Source organism: Streptomyces altiplanensis, assembly GCF_053591575.1.
In genome coordinates this window covers 1-17,152 of sequence record NZ_JBSFUB010000124.1, presented here as the reverse complement: position 1 = coordinate 17,152, position 17,152 = coordinate 1, and the positions used below count along the sequence as shown (strand labels likewise).

Sequence of the window (17,152 nt, the reverse complement as noted above, 5' to 3'; positions counted from 1 at the left end):
TGATCATCCGGGTGAACGGCGCCTCCGGGAGCGCCACGACGAGGCTCGACGGCGAGCCGTCCTCACGACAACCGGCCGACGAGGTGCCGGCGTACGCCGCCGGTGCGGGGCCCGCGCGCCGACAGCCGCCGTCCCCCTGCCGGGCCGGTTTGGGCCCGGCAGGGGGACGGCGTCCCGCTCAGTCGATTCCCGGGAGGATGTGCGGCTCCGCCAGGTCCTCTTCGTACCCCGCCAGCCTGATCGGGGCCGACCGGGACCACACTTCGAGGCTGCCGAGTTCGTCGGGCCGGCGGCGTCGGGCCTGACCGGTCCCTTCGCCACGTTCGTGCAGACGTTTTTCCTGCTTTGTCATCTCTGGTGTCACCGCGCACTCCTCTGTGTCGCGTAACCCGTCGGACGTAGTGCCGCGGCCTCGGCCGGGTGGCTACCGGTGACGACCGGACGCCCGACGGGTCAGGAAAGTTGGGGCAGTTCGGTCGCGGTGGCGCCGGTTACTCACACTGGAGTGGCCTTGGTGGGGCTGTCCGTGACCAACAGAGTACCCATATGAGCGCGCTTCCGCTCGATGGATTCCGTCACCTTTCGGCCTGTCGCCCCCGCCGCACGGGCGGGCCGGGGCGGCCGGGGGCCGGCGGCCGGTACCGGAGAAGGCGGCCCCGACGCAGAAGCCCGGTGGGCGAAGGCGCACCTGACGCGCCATCACCCACCGGGCCTCCGGGCACCGGACCGCTGCCGCTTCCTACCAGTTGGCGGGGGCGTAGTCCTTGAGGAAGACGCCGAAGAGATCCTCGCCGTCCTCGCCGCGTACGATCGGGTCGTAGACGCGGGCCGCGCCGTCGATCAGGTCGAGCGGGGCGTGGAAGCCCTCCTGGGCGAGCCGCATCTTGTCCGGGTGCGGGCGCTCGTCGGTGATCCAGCCGGTGTCGACGGCGGTCATCAGGATGCCGTCGGCCTCCAGCATCTCCTGGGCGCTGGTGCGGGTGAGCATGTTCAGCGCGGCCTTGGCCATGTTGGTGTGCGGGTGGCCGGCGCCCTTGTAGCCGCGGCTGAAGACGCCCTCCATCGCGGAGACGTTCACGACGTACTTGCGCCGGGCGGCGGACGCGGCCATCGCCTGGCGCAGCCGGCTGATCAGGATGAACGGCGCCGTCGAGTTGCACAGCTGCACTTCGAGCAGCTCGACCGGGTCGACCTCGGAAACCGTCTGGATCCAGCTGTTGGTGTCGTCCAGGTCGGGTACGAGCCCGCCCGCGTCGATCGCCGTGCCCGCCTCGATCCGGGCGAGGGACGTCGAGCCCGTGACCAGCGCCAGATCGGTGACCTGCTGGGCCGTGAGCCCCTCGGGGCGGGCCGTGGGCAGGGAGAGCTGGGCACCGGAGCCGAAGGCGCCGATGACCTGGGAGGCGGGCAGCTCACCGGCGGGCAGCGGGGCGGACTCGGCGCCGATCAGCTCGCTGTACGCGCGCGGGGAGCGGCGTACCGTCTGCGCGGCGTTGTTGATCAGGATGTCGAGGGGGCCCTCGGCCGCGACCGAGTCGGCGAGCGCCACGACCTGGGCCGGGTCGCGCAGGTCGATGCCGACGATCTTGAGGCGGTGGATCCACTCGTCGCTGTCCGGCATCGCCTTGAAGCGGCGGATCGCGTCGTTGGGGAAGCGCGTGGTGATGGTGGTGTGCGCGCCGTCGCGCAGCAGCCGCAGCGCGATGTACATGCCGATCTTGGCGCGGCCGCCGGTGAGCAGGGCGCGCCGCCCGGTCAGGTCGGTGCGGGCGTCCCGGCGGGCGCGGTTCTCGGCGGCGCACTTCTGGCACAGCTGGTGGTAGAAGGCGTCGACCTCGACGTACCGGGTCTTGCAGATGTAGCAGGACCGGGGGCGCTGGAGTATGCCCGCGATCTCGGCGGTGGCCGAGGAGGACGGCAGGAGACCCTGCGTCTCGTCGTCGATGCGCTCGGCGGAGCCGGTGGCGGTGGCGTGGGTGACGGCCCGGTCGTGGGCGGTCTTGGCGGCGCGGCGCTCCTGGCGGCGGCGCTGCTTCACGGTCCGGTAGATGCCGGCGGTGGCGCGGCGTACCGCGACGGCGTCGGGGTGGTCGACGTCCAGCTTGTCGAGTTCGTCGAGCACGCTCAGGCAGACGGCCATACGGTCCGGGTCGATGCCGGGGCCGAACACCGGGCTGTCCTGGTCGCCGTCCGGGGTGTCGCCGAACGCCGCCGGACTGTCCTCTGTCACCGTCATCGCCGCTGCTGTCCTCGTGTCGCTCGTGCTGGGAAGTACAAAATCCGAACTTTACGTAAGCGCGGTGCCCGGCGCCAAACCCTCCGCCCCCGCAGAGGGCGCGCAGCGACGTATCTCACACACCGGGGGCGGGAGCGGAGAGGGCGGAGGGGAGGGGCGCGGAGGGAGCGGCCGGTCCGGCTACGACACCACCTGTCCCTTGCCGAGCGCGATGACGCCGTTCCTGGAGACGGTGTAGAGCTGCTGGTCACGCTCGGGGTTGACGCCGATCGTCGCCCCGGGCGGCACGTCGACGTTCTTGTCGAGTATCGCGCCCCTGACGACCGCTCCCCGGCCGACGCGGACGTTGTCGTGCAGCACGGAGCCCTGCACCACGGCGCCCTCCTCCACCACCACGCCCGGCGACAGCACGGAGCGGGTGACCTGGCCGCGGATGAGGCACCCCGCGCTGACGATCGACTCGCCCGCTATGCCGCCGGCCACGAAGCGGGCGGGCGGCAGCTGGTCGGGGTGGGTGTAGACGGGCCAGCGGCGGTTGTGCAGGCTGAACTGCGGCTGCTCCGAGATGAGGTCCATGTGGGCGTCGTAGTACGTGTCGAGGGTGCCGACGTCGCGCCAGTAGCCGTGCTCGTGCGGCGTCTCCCCGGGGACGTGGTTGTCGTCGAAGTCGTACACCTGGGCCACGCCGCGCTCGGTGAGCATGGGCACGATGGAGCCGCCCATGTCGTGCACCGAGTGCTCGTCCTCGGCGTCCCGGTACAGGGCGTCGACGAGCACCTTGGCGGTGAACATGTAGTTGCCCATGGAGGCGAAGACACGGCCCGGGTCGCCCGGCAGGCCGGGCGGGTCGGCGGGCTTCTCCAGGAACCGTTCGATCCTGGTCCCGTCGGACGCCGGCGTGATGACGCCGAAGGACGACGCCTGGCCGCGCGGTACGCGGATCCCGGCGACGGTGACGCCCGCGCCGCTCTCGATGTGGTGCTGCAGCATCTGCCGGGGGTCCATGCGGTAGACGTGGTCGGCCCCGAACACCGCGATGTAGTCGGGCTGTTCGTCGTGCACGAGGTTGAGCGACTGGAGGATCGCGTCGGCGCTCCCCAGGTACCAGCGCGGACCGAGCCGCTGCTGGGCGGGGACCGGGGTGACGTAGTTGCCGAGGAGGCTGGACATCCGCCAGGTGGTGGTCACATGGCGGTCCAGCGAGTGCGATTTGTACTGCGTCAGGACGCAGTTGCGCAGGATGTCGCCGTTCACCAGGTTCGACAGGACGAAGTCGACGAGCCGGTACGTGCCGCCGAACGTCACCGCCGGTTTGGCCCGGTCGGCGGTCAGCGGCATCAGCCGCTTGCCCTCCCCGCCCGCCAGTACGATCCCGAGCACCGAAGGTCCACCACGCATCTGCCGCCTCCTGCTCGCCGTTATCCGGACTTGAGAATCTCCTCGTACACCTCGGCCGTGCGACGGGCGACGGCGTCCCAGCCGAACTCCCGCACGGCCCGCCGGCGGCCCTCCTCGCCCATCCGCAGCGCTGTCCGCCGCTCGCCGGTCAGCCGGTTGATGCCGTCGGCCAGGCCCGCCTCGAAGGTCTCGGGGTCCGGCTCCGCGTACGGGACGAGCAGCCCGGTGCCGCCGTCCTCGACGACCTCGGGGATGCCGCCGACCGCCGAGGCGACGACGGGGGTGCCGCACGCCATCGCCTCCAGGTTGACGATGCCCAGCGGCTCGTACACCGAGGGGCAGACGAACACGGCCGCGTGGGTGAGGAGTTGGACCACGTCCGGGCGCGGCAGCATCTCGGGGATCCAGTGCACGCCGTCGCGGGTGCGGCGCAGCTCGTCGACGAGCTCGCGGAACTCCCGCTCGATCTCCGGGGTGTCGGGGGCTCCGGCGCACAGGACGAGCTGTGTGGACGGATCCAGGAGACGGGCCGCGCGCAGCAGGTGCGGGACGCCCTTCTGGCGGGTGATGCGGCCGACGAAGAGGGCGTACGGGCGCTGCCGGTCGATTCCGGTGCGCCGCAGTACGTCCGTGGCGGGGTCGGGGCGGTAGAGCGAGGTGTCGATGCCGTTGTGCACGACCCGTACGCGGGCCGGGTCGAGCGCCGGATAGCTGCGGAGGATGTCGGCGCGCATGCCGTGCGAGACGGCGACGACGGCGTCTGCCGACTCGATCGCGGTGCGCTCGGCCCAGCCGGACAGGGCGTAACCGCCGCCCAGCTGCTCGGCCTTCCAGGGGCGCAGGGGCTCCAGCGAGTGCGCGGTCATGACGTGCGGGACGCCGTGCAGCAGCTTCCCGAAGTGGCCCGCGAGGTTGGCGTACCAGGTGTGGGAGTGGACCAGGTCGCACCCTTCGAGGGCCGCCGCCATCGACAGGTCGACGGAGAAGGTGCGCAGGGCGTCGTTCGCGCGGTCCAGGGCGGGGTCGGGGCGGTGGCGCAGTACGCCGCGGTCTTCCGCGGTGCCGGTGCCTGTACCTGCGCCGGTGCTTGTGCCCCAGCAGTGCACTTCCACGTCGACGAGGGACCGTAACTCGCGGGCCAGGAACTCCACGTGGACCCCGGCTCCGCCGTAGACGTCCGGCGGATACTCACGGGTGAGCAGTCCCACCTTCACCGCGGCCCCCCGTCCTCGTCTTCCCCGATGGTCACTCGGATTCCCTCGATGGTCACTCAGAAACGGGCTGTGCGGAAGACCGCCTCGGAGGGCGGTCGAACACGCAGTCGCCGCACAGGCCGCCGGACGGGCAGCGGTAGTAGAGGCAGCAGCTGCGGCGGCGGAAGGACGCGTCGTCCCGGGACAGGACGCCGGTGGTCCGCAGGCCGGGGTGGCGGAAGAGCTCGGCGGTCAGCGCCAGGGCCCGCTCCCCCGCCTCGGGGCGCCCGTTCTTCCGCGCCCAGGCGTGGAGTTGGCGGGCGGCACCGGCCAGCGCCGATCCCGCGTTGCCCCACAGCAGCGGGGACGAGATGCGGCCGCCCCGGTGCAGCGCGTCCGCGAGCGGTACGAGATGTCCGTACTGGACCACCTCGCGGATGCGGTCGGCGGTGGCGGGCAGCATGCGCGGCGGCTCCGCCAGCCACAGGTCGTCCGGCGACGACAGGCCGGCGTCCCACCGCAGTGCGTCCGGCGGGAGGTCGGGGAACTCGCCGTACAGCGCGGCCGGGCCCAGGGCGAGCGACCACAGCCGGGCGGCGAGGCCGAGGTGCGCGATCGAGGCGGCGACTCTGCGCTCGGGGGCGCGCAGCCGCGCGGCGGCCTGGTCGACGCGGAACGTCAGCGGGGCCGCCTCGCCCGCGTAGATCCGCGCGAGCGGGACGTGGCCGCCACGGTCCGGCGCCCGGGTGCGCAGCGCGAAGAACCCTCCCACCGACGCCACTTCCGCAAGATCCATGTCCCCGCTCCTGTGTGTTCGTACGGATGGACGGCTTCCACCCCGCGGCATGCCGGACACCCCCGGGAGGAGGACCTTGGGCGTACGCCCGTACTACGTGAGCAGTACGTACGAATGCCTGCTCAAGGACGACGACACGAGCGCTCCGGGAAGACATCGTGGAACCCATGAGTGCTCTCGCGCTGTCCGTGCTCCTGGCACTGGTCTCCGCTGTCGCCTATGCGGCAGGGGCCATTGTCCAGGAGCGCGTCGCGTCCACGGCCCCGGACCGTCCGTACGCCCCGCTGCGCCACGGCGGGTGGTGGGCCGCCGTGGCGCTCAACGGGCTCGGCGCGCTGCTGCACGTGGGGGCACTGGCGTACGGACCGCTGAGTCTGGTCCAGCCGCTGGGCGCGCTGACCATCGTCTTCGCGCTGCCGATGGCGGCCGTGTTCGTGGGGCGCGGGGCGGGCGCCGTCGCCTGGCGCGGCGCGATCATGGCGTCGGCCGGTCTGGCGGGGCTCCTGTCGCTGACCGGTACGGCCGAGGCGCAGTCGCTGGACGGCGGCGAGCGGCTGATGACGGCGCTGGTGACGTTCGGCGGGGTGGCGGTGGTGTTCCTCGTCGCGCAGCGGGTGCACCGTGCGGTCGTGCGCAGCGTCCTGCTGGCGACGGCGGCGGGCACCGCGTTCGGTATCGCCTCGGTGTTCACCAAGACGGTGGCCGTCGACTGGACGGCGTCGGACGGACTGGACGGGCTGGACGGACTGCTGCCGAGCCTGCTGGCCGTCGCGGGGCTCGCGACCGCGGGCATGCTGCTCGCCCAGGCCGCCTACCGGGGCGCCGGGCTGGCCGCCCCGCTCGCCACGGTCACCGTGGTCAACCCGGTGGTCTCGGCCGCGGTGGGCATCGCGCTCTTCGGCGAGCACTTCAGGTACGGCGCGACCGGCACCGCCCTGGCGCTGGGCTGCGGGGTCGTCGCGGCGGGCGGGCTGATACTGCTGACGACGGAGCGGCTCGGGGGGCGCACCGGCACGGCGCACGGGCGCCCGCCGGCCGCAGGGCCGCAGGTGTGTCTTCCGAGGCAGCGGTCGCGGACCCGGGAGGTGCCTCAGACGGTGACGCCGCCCGCCCTGAGGTAGGCCAGCGGGTCGATGTCCGAGCCGTAGCCCGGCCCGGTACGCACCTCGAAGTGGAGGTGCGGGCCCGTGCTGTTGCCGGTGGAACCGGAGCGGCCGATGCGCTGGCCGACGCCCACCTTCTGGCCCTCGCGCACGGTGAGCGCCGAGAGGTGCCCGTACTGGCTGTACTTGCCGTCGGTGTGCTGGACGACGACCTGGTAGCCGTACGCACCGCCCCAGCCGGCCGAGACGACCCTGCCGGAAGCGACGGACTTCACGGCGGTGCCGGTGGGCACCGGGAAGTCGACCCCGGTGTGGTAGCCCCTGGACCAGGAGGAACCGGCCGCGCGGTAGGGCGTACTGGGGCCGGTGTCCACCGGGGCGGAGAGCCCCGATGTCCTGCCGGCCCTGCTGACCTTGCTGTCCTTGTTCTCCTGGCCGGCCTTGCTGTCCCGGCCGGCCTTGCTGTCCCGCTTGGGTGGTGCGGTGGCCCGGGCTCGCTCGGCTTCGGCCCGTCTGCCGGTTCCCGTCCCCGTGCCCGGCGCGGCTTTCTGCGCGCCGCGCAGGACCAGCCGCTGGCCCGGATGGATCAGGTCGGGGTCGCTGCCGACGACCTTGCGGTTCGCGGCGTACAGACCTTCCCAACCGCCCTTGACGTTCTCGGTGTCCGCGATGGTCGAGAGGGTGTCACCGTCGTCGACGGTGTACGTCCTGGCCTTCGCCGAGCCCTTCGTCTCGGGCGCGTTGGGGGCCGACGCCTTCCCGGCCTCCGCCTTGGACCGCTCGGGCTTTTCCGTCTTCGGCCCCGTGCTGATGTCCGGCGCGCCGCCGCCGCGGGTCAGGCCCGCCTGCACCGAGCACAGCGGCCAGGCCGTCGGCCCCTGCCCCTTGAGCACCTTCTCCGCGACGGCGATCTGCTGGTCCTTGGTCGCGAGGTCGGCGCGCGGGGCGTAAGCCGTACCGCCGTACGCCTGCCAGGTGGACTGCTTGAACTGAAGCCCGCCGTAATAGCCGTTGCCCGTGTTGATCTTCCAGTTGTCGGTCGACTCGCAGGCCGCGACCTTCTCCCAGACGTCCACCGACGCCGCCTCCGCCGATGCCGGTGCGACCAGCGGCAGGGCTATCCCGGCTCCGCCGGCCGTGACCGTCAGCGACGCACGGTTGATACGGCTCGGCTGGTACCGGCGGTGTCGACCGGATGCGGCCATGGCTCAGTTCCCCCACTCACACGACGGACACGTGGCAATCGGCAAAAGTACGGCCCCCTGTGGGCCGTGACAAGGGTCAGTACGCCGAACTCTCCCCTGCCGGTGGCATATTGACCACCCCTCCGCCGGTCTGCCGTCAGCTTCCCACCACGCCGGGCCGGAGCGGGCCGGAATCCGGAAACCGCCGCGCGGCTCACGCGGGTCACCGCCGGACCCGGTAAAGACCGAGAGTGTTCAGGGAAGCCGCAGCGTTTGACCGGTGCCACCTGTCGCGGGTCGTGTCGTCGGCGAACGCGGCGAGGAGCGCCGCCGAGCCTCGCTCTCCGAGTTTGGCCAGGGCCGCGGCCGCCGGCGTCCGGTCCCAGCCGTCCACGGAGGTGTCGTCGGCGAGGGGGGTGAGGAGGGCGATGCCCTCCTCACGGTGCCCCTCCAGCGAGGCCAGCTCCTGAGCGGCTTCCACACGATGGTTCGCGTCCATGATGGTGTCCGCCTCCAGCGCGGTGAACGTCTCGGCTGCCTCGTCCTGGTGCGCGACGGAGCGTGCCAGGACTGTCAGTGCGCGCACGACGAGCGCGACGACGGAGGGGTCCAGTCGCAGGGCGCGCTGCGCCGAGCCGTACGAAGGAGCCGGGCTTCGTTTGTCACAGCGTCGTGACGAGGGTGTCTTGATCAGATCCATGATCGAACCTGTCGGCGAAGTCAGCCGTCGTACTGGTGGAGAACACGGAACCGCAGAACACGCTGCGGCCCGCTCACCGACCGAGAGGAACACCCGTCATGAACCGCCGCCTGCGCACCGCCCTCGCCGTCTCCGCCGCCCTGAGCGCCGGACTGCTCATGACCGCTTGCGGAGGCGGTTCGACCGAGGCCGCCGACAAGACCGGGACGGCCTCCTCCGGCACTCCCGCAGCCACGGCCACCACTGCCACGAGCACGCCGAGCGCCGCACAGGACGGCGGCAACGGCGACAACGGCGACAAGGCCGACAGCGCCGCGAAGACCAGCCTGTCGACGGCCGGCAACGGCGGCAAGGCCAAGGACAAGTCCTCGTCGTCCGCGGGCGGCTCCGGCACCGGCGACAAGTCCGGCTACGGCCAGAGCTGCGGCACCAACGACCTCCAGTGGTCCGCCAAGCCGATGACGCAGGCCGGCGGCTACTACCAGGTCAGCGTCAAGGCCAAGTCCGGCATCACCTGTGTGCTGCCCGCCGGTCTGCCCGTCTTCGCCTTCGGCTCCGGCGGCACCCAGGCCGGCCCCGCCGAGCAGGTCGCGGGCGAGGAGATCACCCTCACCGGCGGCAAGACGGTGTACGCGGGTGTCACACCGAAGAGCACCAACAGCGACACCGGCACGGAGTACAGCACGATCATCGCCTCCGTCAGCGAGGCCGACCCCAACCCCATCTCCCTGAAGGCCGGCAGCATCCTCGTCGACAAGCCCCTCACGACCAACTGGCACACCAACCCGGCCGACGCCGTACCGTTCACCTCCTGAACCATGACGGCACCGATGCCCGCCCTGCACACGATGCGGGCAGGCAGGCAGGCAGCAAGAAGAGACCGGGGACAACGGCAGACACCGGAGAGCCGGTGACCGAGGCGTACGGCCTCGGTGGGAAGCACCGGCGGGGGCAGGCGCTGCGTGACTGCCCGTCGCGGCTGCCGGCCGGCCGGATACGCGGGGCGATCGGCCCGAACGGCTCTCGCTGTCACCCTCGGCCGGGAACCGGGCCCCAGTGGTGACAACGGCCGTGGAGCCGGAGCGGATCACACACGCGGTGGACCGGCGCGGTGGACCGTGGGGTGCTGCGTGCCGGAGGCGCCTCCGAACTCCCCGCGCCCCAGTAGTCCGCACAGCAGCTTGTGCCCTTCGCCTCCGCATCCGCATCCGCCTCGGAGGCGGACTTGGCGCGTTCGAGCAGACAGTGGCCGGTGCGGACGTGCATGCGCGCGTGGTCGCCCGGGTCGCGCCGGCGGAAGTCGTGGCCCAGGACCTCACCGACCAGGTCGGGCGGGGACAGGCCCTGCCTTCCGCACTCGCTGGACGGCAGCTCCCGCAGTCACTCGAACATCTCGGCGGCCCGGCCGTCGCCGGCCACTTCGCCCAGCGGGGTCTCGGTCGTCATCAGGGCGTGGGCGCCCGGTCTCCAGGGCCAACCGGTGGCTCCGGGAGGGCAGTTCACCGACGAGCGCGGTGAGCAGGGTGGCGGTCACGTCGGGGCCGGGACCCACTGCGCGGTGTCCGGCGAGCCCGGCGGCTCGGCGGAGACCGCCGGGCTCAGGGCGGGCGAGCGGGATGCGCGCGGCGATCCGGGGGGGGGTGAGCTCGGCGTCGGCGAGCAGCGCGAAGACCTGGGCCAGGCCGGCGTGCAGCCCGGCGCGGAAGGCGTCGGATGCATTGATCACGGCGCCCGCGCCCCTCGTCGTGGTGGGTGCAGGTGTGGTGTGCGCGGGCCGTCGGGCGCTGTCGTACCCGACCGGACCGGGCACAGGATGTCGGGTCCGGCAGGGTGGGTCCTTCCTAACGTGAGTGACCGAAAGGGAAGGAGGCCGGGGTGCTGGAGCGGCTGAACCAGGCCATGGAGCACATCGAGTGCCACCTTGATCAGCGGATCGAGGTGGCCGACCTGGCGCGGATCGCGGTGACGTCGGAGTACCACTTCCGGCGGCTGTTCTCCGCGCTGGCGGGGATCCCGCTCTCGGAGTACGTCCGGCGCAGGCGGCTGACGGTCGCGGGTGCCGAGGTGCTGAGCGGGGAGCGGACGCTGCTGGAGGTCGCGGTGCGTTACGGCTACACCTCGGGGGAGGCGTTCGCGCGTGCGTTCCGCGTCATGCACGGTGTCGGTCCCGGCGAGGCCAGGCGGACCGGTGCGCGCCTGCAGTCCCAGCCACGGATGTCCTTCCGCCTCATCGTCGAAGGGAGCAGCAGCATGCAGTACAAGATCGTGGAGAAGGACGAGTTCCGTGTGGTCGGCAGGAAGGCGCGTGTCCCGCTCGTGCATGAGGGAGCGAACCCGGCCATTGCCGCCTTCATCCGGGGGATCGGCCAGGAGACGCTGCAGCGCATCGAGAGTCTGTCCGACCAGGAGCCGGAGGGGATCATCTCGGTGAGTTACGACCTGGACGAAAGCCGCGCCGAGGGAACCGAACTCGACTACTACCACGGCGTGGTGACCCGCGCCGCGGTGCCCGAGGACATGGACGCGCTCACCGTCCCGGCCGGGACATGGGCCGTCTTCGAAAGCTCCGGGCCGTTTCCGCGGACGCTCCAGTACCTGTGGCGGGACGTGTTCACGCAGTGGTTCCCGTCCAATCCCTACCGGAGCCGGCCGGGGCCCGAGATCCTGCGGACCCGGCTGTCGCAGGACGGGACACAGGCGGACGCGGAGCTGTGGATCCCCGTGGAGCGGACAGCGGCCTGAGCCACCGCGCGCGGTGGTCCTGGGCCGCGCGCTGGAGATGCCGATCGGACTGGGCGCGGGCCGCGTCGTCCGGGCGGGGTTCCCCGACCGGATCAGGGCCGCGTACGACGCCGGACCCGGTCTGCCGAGCCTGCTCTCCGGCCAGGGGTTCGCCGAGGAGGCCGGTGCCGCGCATGGTGGCCGGCGCGCGGTGGCTGCCGCGCCGCCGGGTGTGCTGACGCGGGGCTTCTCGGCGGCGCCGGCGTACTACGACGCGCTGCGCGCGGAGCGGCTGCCCGCGGCCCTCGCCCAGGGGCAGCGCGGCTTCTTCGGGTTCTTCGGGGCGCACGCCTACCGGCGCACCGACCGCGAGGGTTCGTTCCACACCCTCAGGACCCTCAGGGCGGCGGCCGGCCGGCAGTGCCCGCCCGCCGATCAGATCCCCGTGGGTCCCGGGGCCGGCTCGGGATCGGGTACGGGCTCGGGCCCCGGAGGCTTCGGGATCGGATCGGGCCCCGGCTCCGGCGGAACCGGCACCGGGCCGGGTCCCGGACCCGGCAGGGGGCCCGGGTCGGGGCCGGGCGGGCCGGGGGAAGGGATCGGCGACGGCGGTACGGGGTCCGGGTACGGATGGGTCATGGCTGGCCTCCTGCCTGTCGTGCGACGGGGTCAAGACCCACTTTCTCCCTCTGCGGCTGCCCCCGCCCGCCGGGGTCACACATCCGGGTACGGGCAAAACGGAATAATCGGTACCGGCGGGCGCCGTCACCCCTGCCGGACGGCCGCCGCCGCCGCGCGCAGACCGGGCCCCGGGCTGGAGAGCACGGGCACGGCGGTGCGGTCGTCGCGGGTGCGGGCGGCCGCGTCCGCCATGGACGCCTGGGCCAGCACCACCACGTCCACTCCGGTGACCGCGTCGACGGCCCGGGCGACGAGGTCCAGGTAGCCGTCCCGGTCGCCGTCCTCGAAGCGCTTCCACGCACCTTCGGCCCGCACGGTACGGATGTCGGCCCGCCGATCCGCCGCGTCCGCCTCCTCCCTGATCAGGTCGCACGTGGGCCCGAAGGTGCTGTCCACCGAGGCGACCACCGCTATGCGGACCGTGTCGCGCTCCGGCGCGGCGGCGACGGCGGCGGCCGCCATCGGGCGGTCCACGCGCAGCACGGGGACGCCGAGCCGCGCGCCGTACGCCTCCGCCGTCGCACCGATGGTGGAGCACGTGCAGAGCACGGCCGTGGTCCCGCCCTCGCCGACGGCCGCGGCGAGCACCGCGGCGATCGCGGAGTCAGCGGCGCCGGGCCCGCCGGAGCGGGCCCTCGCCAGCAGTTCCTCGTGCACCACGTGGCGCATTTCGAGGCCGGGGTGGTCACGGTCGCGCAGCGCGTCGAAGACGGGGACGTGGACGGGCGAGGTGTGCAGCAGTGTGAGCATGCCCGTGATGCTAGGGCGCGACCGGGGCGTTTTCCCGTTCGGAGCGGCCTGCGGGCCCGTACGCATGCCGGGTTCGACGGCCGCACCCGGCCCCAGGTTGCTCCCCGAGGAGGCGATCCCGTACCGGGGCCTGCCGGGGCGGGAGGAGCACGGGGAGCCGGACGGCTTCTTCCCCACCGGCGTACCGGGCCACCCGGACGGTGAACTCCCCTTCCCGGAGCGGTCCGTCGCCGCTCACCCGGGCCTGGAGAAGCCGAGGCGTCGGCCGCCGCCCGGTGCGGGCGTGCCCGCACGACCGAGCGCGTGCAAGCGTACGAGGTCGGCAAGGAACGGCCGCAGGACTGTCACCCCGCTTGCGCCGAATCGCCTGCACCGAAGGGAATCCCGCCGGGCTCAAGGGGCCTGACGACCCGTTGCCGGAGCCTCTGGACGCCTGCCTCGACCTCCCGCGCGCTCGGTGCCGCACCTGTGGGAGGAGTGCGCCAAGGCATGGACCGGCTGGAAGCCGGTCCGCTTCGAGGCGGTGGCAGCCGAACTGGGCTATTCGGGGCCGGTGTTGCGCGCGGACCGCTACCTCTCCCCGCCGAGGTGCCGCGGCGTCGAAGCCCGGCCCGCTGCCGCCGGCCGGGGAACGCCGGTCGGCATCACATCTGGTGGCGGTGCCCTCCGGTCCACTGCCCGTGCTTTTCGCGCGTGCGGGGGAGGGCCGTAACGGCTGGAGCCGACCGGAAGGAGCCTCGAAGCTCCACATTTCCATATCGGACTAAATGCCCCCATGACATGCCATGTCGTATGCCTGTTGGGGCGGTTGCGCACCCATTCCTGATCGACGGAGCGCCCCAAGTGATATGAGTCACGGCCTTCAACGGCATGATCGAAGCGTCGGAGGGCACAGTTCCGGCCCACAGAAAGAAAGTTGAGTTCCCGCTCAAGGCGCGCGACGGCATTTTCTCCGCCCGGAACCTCGACATGGATCTTGCGGGGCAATATCAGAGCTTGTTCCGCCCGGCCTCTCTCGCTTACGGTCACCGTCAATCCGGGTGGACCGCCGAATCCTGCCGCCGTCCGGAAACCACACCTACTCACGTACGGCAGGAGCGGGGGACCCAGGTAAGCCGCCGATCCGGAATTCCGGAACGGCTTGGGGTGAAGTCGCATTCACATGCGGCCGGGCATCTCCAGCCCGAACCCGACAGCTCACCTCGCAGGCGACGGAGAGGAATTCACCATGCCCGCAAAGGGTAAGCACCGTCGTTCCAAGTACGGCTCACTCACTCGGGGCTTCATCGCCGCGGGTACGGGAGGCGCCGCACTCGTCCTCCCGCTCATCGGCGCGACCTCCGCCGGCGCGGCACCGCAGGCCGCCGCCGAGAAGGCCGACTCCGTCATCTACGCCGTGATGTCGGGCGACTCGCTCTCCAAGATCGCCGGTGACCACTCCGTGGCCGGCGGCTGGAAGAAGCTGTACCAGGACAACCGGGCGGCCGTCGGCGCCAACCCCTCGCTGATCCGTCCCGGCCTCGAGCTGACGATCACCAGGGGGACCGAGGCCAAGACCGAGGCCGAGGCCAAGACGCCGGCGTCCTCCGACCGGGCCGACCGTTCCGAGCGGAAGACCGCACTGGCCGCCGAAAGCGACGCCCCCGCCGCGGAAACAGCGTCTTATTCCAACGACCTCGACGGCTGGATCAAGGAATCGCTGGCCGTCATGGCCAAGCACGGTATTCCCGGCACGTATGAGGGAATTCACAGGAACATCATGCGCGAGTCCTCGGGCAACCCGAGGGCAATCAACAACTGGGACTCCAATGCCGTCGCCGGCACCCCGTCCAAGGGTCTTCTCCAGGTGATCCAGCCGACGTTCCAGGCCTATCACGTGCCCGGTACGTCGACGGACAGTTACGACCCGGTCGCCAATATCACCGCCGCGTGCAACTACGCCGCCGACCGGTACGGCTCGATCGACAATGTGAACGGCCCTTACTAGAAGGCCCGCGTCCTCGGCCCCGCTCCCCCAGCCGTTCAGGCGGCGGAGCGGGGCCGTCGGCGTTGTCCGTCCGGGCCCGCGGGGGCCGGGAAGTCCCCGTCGAGCCCGCAGCGGCCGCGTACGGGCCTTCTACGCCGCGTTCCCGGCCTTGCGCGGCCCCTCTCCCCCGCAGAGCGGCCTTCCGCCTCGGTGGACGACCTCTCCGGCGGCGGAACGCGGAACACGGCGGAACATGCGGGTGAGGCAGGTGAGGTGCGCCACGCCGAGCCCCGGCCGGACGGGACCCGGGGTGGGCGCCTTGCCGTCGAGGCCGTACAGCAGGTAAAGATCCACCACCGCACCGGCCGCGGGTGCGACGACGTACGACAGCGGGCTCGGGCCGCCTCCGTCGCGGCGCATGCGCACGCAGGTGGCGAGGGCCGCGACGTTGACGAACGTGAAGGCGACGGTCCGCCCCCGGAACGGCACGCCGGGGAGCCGCGCCTGCGGGTACGCCCACCGATGAGCCAGGTGATCATCGGGAGGAAGAGGTGGCCGAGCAGGGACGTCGTAACAGATCGCGAACCCGGTCCGCCCGGTGCCGGGGACGCCGAAGACCACGAACCGGTCGTCCCCCGGACCGTAGGGTTCGCTGGGCCGCCGGGGAAAGACCTTGCGGTACGAGGCCGCCGGACGGCCCTCCGGGGAGAATCCGGGGCGAAGGTTACGGCGGTGCTGAACAGCTGCCCCTGGGGCCCTCGCTCGTACACCGTGCCCGGTGGCAGCCAGGCGTCCAGATCCCCGGCGAGCCCGGCGAGCTGCCGCACAGGTGCAGTTCGGGGAAGACCGCCGTGCGGGTCTGCGGGAAGCGGGCGAGGCCGACGGGAGGGGCCGGGGCAACCGGCCTCACCGCCCCCGAGCTGAACGGCGTCTGCCGGCTGTCCGCCTCGACGCGGTACGCGCCCGGATAGCCCTGGCCGTGGACCCGGGCCTGCTGGTGCCGGACGAGCGCCCGCCCGGCACCGCGCACATCGCCGCCGCCCCCGGCGCGGCCGAGGTCACCGTCCGGCGCACCCTGGTCTCGCTGTGTGCCGACGGCGCACCGGAGCGCCGGTGCGGGCGGGGCGGCGGCACCCCGGTCGCCGGGCGTCCGGCTCCGGGCACGGTTCTCGCCACCGACGCCCACCGCTCGGACGCGGAGGCGGTGCACCGGCTGACCGGCCACCGGCTCGCCCCGGAGCGCGGCGTCGCCCGCCCCGCGGCCGGCCGGGGCGACCGGCACCCGTCGGTCACCGGCCCCTGCGGAACGGTGCTGCGCGAGCCCTGCCGCTACTGCCTGCCGTGCCCCGTGGACGCCCCGCGCCGCCGGGACGCGGCCACGGCGGGGGATGTGACCGCGGCGGAGGATGTGACCGCGGCGGAGGACGCGGCAGCGTCGGGGGGGGCTGTCCTCGTTCAGGTTCTCGGGTCGATCTTCGACGAGAGGAAGAACAGACCGCCGGCGGCCAGCAGGAACCCTCCCGCCAACTCGCTGCCGCCCCGCAGGTACAGGACGATGGTCGTGACGAAGGAGGCGAAACCGAGCAGAGCGGTGATCGCTCCCGCCAACCGCCGAGGTCTGTTGGACGGCGGGTGGGCGTACGAGTCCTTGGGGTTCTGCCAATGGGGGAAGGGCCCCGGCCTGAACCGCCAGCCGTCCTCGCTCAGTTGCAGCACCTCGGGGTGGTGGCGGGCGTAGCGCAGGCAGCGGGGGGCAAGGCGTTCCCAGGGCAACCACGCCTGCCTGACCGCGATCCAGGCCGGCGTGGGGAGGCAGACCACCACCGCCCATACCGCCGCGAGGACCCTGCCGCCCGGTGTGCTCGGCAGGATCCCGAGGAGCTTGTCCAAGTGACCACTGGCGGCGTACGCGATCACCGCGGCGACGGAGAGCGCCATCAGGGCCTGTTCGATCCTGTGGCCGCCGTGGCAACGCGCACAGCGCGGCACCAGGAGGGTCTCTCTTCGCCACGTGGTGCGGACGACCACGATCCAGGGGGTCAGAGCGTGATCGACGCCCTGGTGGAATCCGATGACACGGTCGTGCCACGGGTGCGTGGCTTCACTCCCGCAGAACCAGCATTCTCGCGCCACGAGCATCTCCCCGACCGGGCGCCGCCCCCGCGGGGCCCACCGCCCCGACCTTAACCCTCGCGCCGGCCCTCCGGCACTCCCCCGGGCCCGTCCGGCTCTGTGCCGGAGTCTCCGTGAAGGACTCGGTTCTTTCCCGTCCTTCCCCGCCGTGTCATGCGCCTCGGGACTTCCGCTCACGTCCCGGTCACCGTGACCGCACAGCGGCCTGCAGGAGCGGGCGAAGCTGGTGGCGAAGGTGGAGTCGGGGATCTCGAAGTTGTCCAGGTTGTGGAAGCTCCGGCCCTGGTACAG

Annotated in this window: 15 protein-coding genes, 1 pseudogene and 1 riboswitch; of the genes and pseudogenes, 5 read left to right on the top strand and 11 right to left on the bottom strand. The window is 72.3% G+C overall.

Annotation, left to right across the window (positions count from 1 at the left end; translation table 11 throughout):
* Positions 1–178: 178 nt before the first annotated feature.
* The 5 genes from ACWD0Y_RS32605 to ACWD0Y_RS32585 all read right to left on the bottom strand — a co-directional run bounded on the left by ACWD0Y_RS32605 (position 179) and on the right by ACWD0Y_RS32585 (position 5,623).
* Positions 179–364 carry a hypothetical protein gene (locus ACWD0Y_RS32605; RefSeq protein ID WP_450263895.1) on the bottom strand — a complete coding sequence of 62 codons (186 nt, stop codon included), beginning with the start codon at positions 362–364 and terminating at the stop codon, positions 179–181.
* 375 nt (positions 365–739) lie between these two features.
* Positions 740–2,236: an SDR family NAD(P)-dependent oxidoreductase gene (locus ACWD0Y_RS32600; protein WP_450263894.1), complete on the bottom strand. Its 1,497-nt coding sequence runs from the start codon at positions 2,234–2,236 to the stop codon at positions 740–742.
* Between the two features lie 180 nt (positions 2,237–2,416).
* On the bottom strand, positions 2,417–3,634 hold the full coding sequence (glgC, locus tag ACWD0Y_RS32595; RefSeq protein ID WP_450263893.1) for a glucose-1-phosphate adenylyltransferase: 1,218 nt from the start codon (positions 3,632–3,634) through the stop codon (positions 2,417–2,419).
* Positions 3,635–3,654: 20 nt separating this feature from the next.
* Positions 3,655–4,848 (bottom strand): glycogen synthase, encoded by a 1,194-nt coding sequence (gene glgA / locus ACWD0Y_RS32590; RefSeq protein ID WP_450263892.1) that lies wholly within the window; start codon positions 4,846–4,848, stop codon positions 3,655–3,657.
* A gap of 52 nt (positions 4,849–4,900) precedes the next feature.
* Entirely contained in the window at positions 4,901–5,623 is a 723-nt protein-coding gene (locus ACWD0Y_RS32585) for a (2Fe-2S)-binding protein (RefSeq protein WP_450263891.1), read from the bottom strand.
* Between the two features lie 167 nt (positions 5,624–5,790).
* Here ACWD0Y_RS32585 and ACWD0Y_RS32580 point away from each other — a divergent pair, with 167 nt between their 5' ends.
* Positions 5,791–6,744, top strand: coding sequence for a DMT family transporter (locus tag ACWD0Y_RS32580; protein WP_450263890.1), 954 nt, complete (start codon positions 5,791–5,793; stop codon positions 6,742–6,744).
* Here ACWD0Y_RS32580 and ACWD0Y_RS32575 read toward each other — a convergent pair.
* Entirely contained in the window at positions 6,714–7,931 is a 1,218-nt protein-coding gene (locus ACWD0Y_RS32575; protein ID WP_450263889.1) for a transglycosylase family protein, read from the bottom strand. The two genes, ACWD0Y_RS32580 and ACWD0Y_RS32575, sit on opposite strands and share 31 nt — an antisense overlap.
* A 202-nt stretch (positions 7,932–8,133) precedes the next feature.
* The gene (locus tag ACWD0Y_RS32570) at positions 8,134–8,610 is read right to left on the bottom strand and encodes a hypothetical protein (protein ID WP_450263888.1); all 477 of its coding nucleotides are present in this window, start codon (positions 8,608–8,610) and stop codon (positions 8,134–8,136) included.
* 98 nt (positions 8,611–8,708) lie between these two features.
* Here ACWD0Y_RS32570 and ACWD0Y_RS32565 point away from each other — a divergent pair, with 98 nt between their 5' ends.
* The 3 genes and pseudogenes from ACWD0Y_RS32565 to ACWD0Y_RS32555 form a co-directional block, all read left to right on the top strand.
* Positions 8,709–9,425 carry a DUF4232 domain-containing protein gene (locus tag ACWD0Y_RS32565; protein WP_450263887.1) on the top strand — a complete coding sequence of 239 codons (717 nt, stop codon included), beginning with the start codon at positions 8,709–8,711 and terminating at the stop codon, positions 9,423–9,425.
* A gap of 1,060 nt (positions 9,426–10,485) precedes the next feature.
* Positions 10,486–11,352 (top strand): AraC family transcriptional regulator, encoded by an 867-nt coding sequence (locus tag ACWD0Y_RS32560; protein ID WP_450263886.1) that lies wholly within the window; start codon positions 10,486–10,488, stop codon positions 11,350–11,352.
* Between the two features lie 58 nt (positions 11,353–11,410).
* Positions 11,411–11,722: pseudogene (locus ACWD0Y_RS32555) on the top strand (NADP-dependent phosphogluconate dehydrogenase); the annotation flags it as partial.
* Positions 11,723–12,096: 374 nt separating this feature from the next.
* Here ACWD0Y_RS32555 and ACWD0Y_RS32550 read toward each other — a convergent pair.
* Complete coding sequence (locus tag ACWD0Y_RS32550) at positions 12,097–12,762, bottom strand: aspartate/glutamate racemase family protein (protein ID WP_450263885.1); 666 nt, start codon at positions 12,760–12,762, stop codon at positions 12,097–12,099.
* 1,065 nt (positions 12,763–13,827) lie between these two features.
* Positions 13,828–13,988, top strand: a riboswitch (cyclic di-AMP (ydaO/yuaA leader).
* A gap of 2 nt (positions 13,989–13,990) precedes the next feature.
* Here ACWD0Y_RS32550 and ACWD0Y_RS32545 point away from each other — a divergent pair.
* Positions 13,991–14,749, top strand: coding sequence for a transglycosylase SLT domain-containing protein (locus ACWD0Y_RS32545; protein ID WP_450263884.1), 759 nt, complete (start codon positions 13,991–13,993; stop codon positions 14,747–14,749).
* A gap of 129 nt (positions 14,750–14,878) precedes the next feature.
* Here ACWD0Y_RS32545 and ACWD0Y_RS32540 read toward each other — a convergent pair whose 3' ends face one another.
* From ACWD0Y_RS32540 to ACWD0Y_RS32530, 3 genes are all read right to left on the bottom strand, one after another.
* Complete coding sequence (locus ACWD0Y_RS32540) at positions 14,879–15,217, bottom strand: hypothetical protein (protein WP_450263883.1); 339 nt, start codon at positions 15,215–15,217, stop codon at positions 14,879–14,881.
* 235 nt (positions 15,218–15,452) lie between these two features.
* On the bottom strand, positions 15,453–16,010 hold the full coding sequence (locus ACWD0Y_RS32535; protein ID WP_450263882.1) for a hypothetical protein: 558 nt from the start codon (positions 16,008–16,010) through the stop codon (positions 15,453–15,455).
* A 173-nt stretch (positions 16,011–16,183) separates the two neighbouring features.
* Complete coding sequence (locus tag ACWD0Y_RS32530; RefSeq protein ID WP_450263881.1) at positions 16,184–16,867, bottom strand: hypothetical protein; 684 nt, start codon at positions 16,865–16,867, stop codon at positions 16,184–16,186.
* Positions 16,868–17,152 lie beyond the last annotated feature (285 nt).

Excerpts from the sequence above, each read along its gene's own strand:
- ACWD0Y_RS32600 (WP_450263894.1), bottom strand. The coding sequence starts at position 2,236 with ATGACGGTGACAGAGGACAGTCCGGCGGCGTTCGGCGACACCCCGGAC.
- glgC (WP_450263893.1), bottom strand. The coding sequence starts at position 3,634 with ATGCGTGGTGGACCTTCGGTGCTCGGGATCGTACTGGCGGGCGGGGAG.
- ACWD0Y_RS32585 (WP_450263891.1), bottom strand. The coding sequence starts at position 5,623 with ATGGATCTTGCGGAAGTGGCGTCGGTGGGAGGGTTCTTCGCGCTGCGC.
- ACWD0Y_RS32580 (WP_450263890.1), top strand. The coding sequence starts at position 5,791 with ATGAGTGCTCTCGCGCTGTCCGTGCTCCTGGCACTGGTCTCCGCTGTC.
- ACWD0Y_RS32575 (WP_450263889.1), bottom strand. The coding sequence starts at position 7,931 with ATGGCCGCATCCGGTCGACACCGCCGGTACCAGCCGAGCCGTATCAAC.
- ACWD0Y_RS32570 (WP_450263888.1), bottom strand. The coding sequence starts at position 8,610 with ATGGATCTGATCAAGACACCCTCGTCACGACGCTGTGACAAACGAAGC.
- ACWD0Y_RS32565 (WP_450263887.1), top strand. The coding sequence starts at position 8,709 with ATGAACCGCCGCCTGCGCACCGCCCTCGCCGTCTCCGCCGCCCTGAGC.
- ACWD0Y_RS32550 (WP_450263885.1), bottom strand. The coding sequence starts at position 12,762 with ATGCTCACACTGCTGCACACCTCGCCCGTCCACGTCCCCGTCTTCGAC.
- ACWD0Y_RS32545 (WP_450263884.1), top strand. The coding sequence starts at position 13,991 with ATGCCCGCAAAGGGTAAGCACCGTCGTTCCAAGTACGGCTCACTCACT.
- ACWD0Y_RS32530 (WP_450263881.1), bottom strand. The coding sequence starts at position 16,867 with ATGCTCGTGGCGCGAGAATGCTGGTTCTGCGGGAGTGAAGCCACGCAC.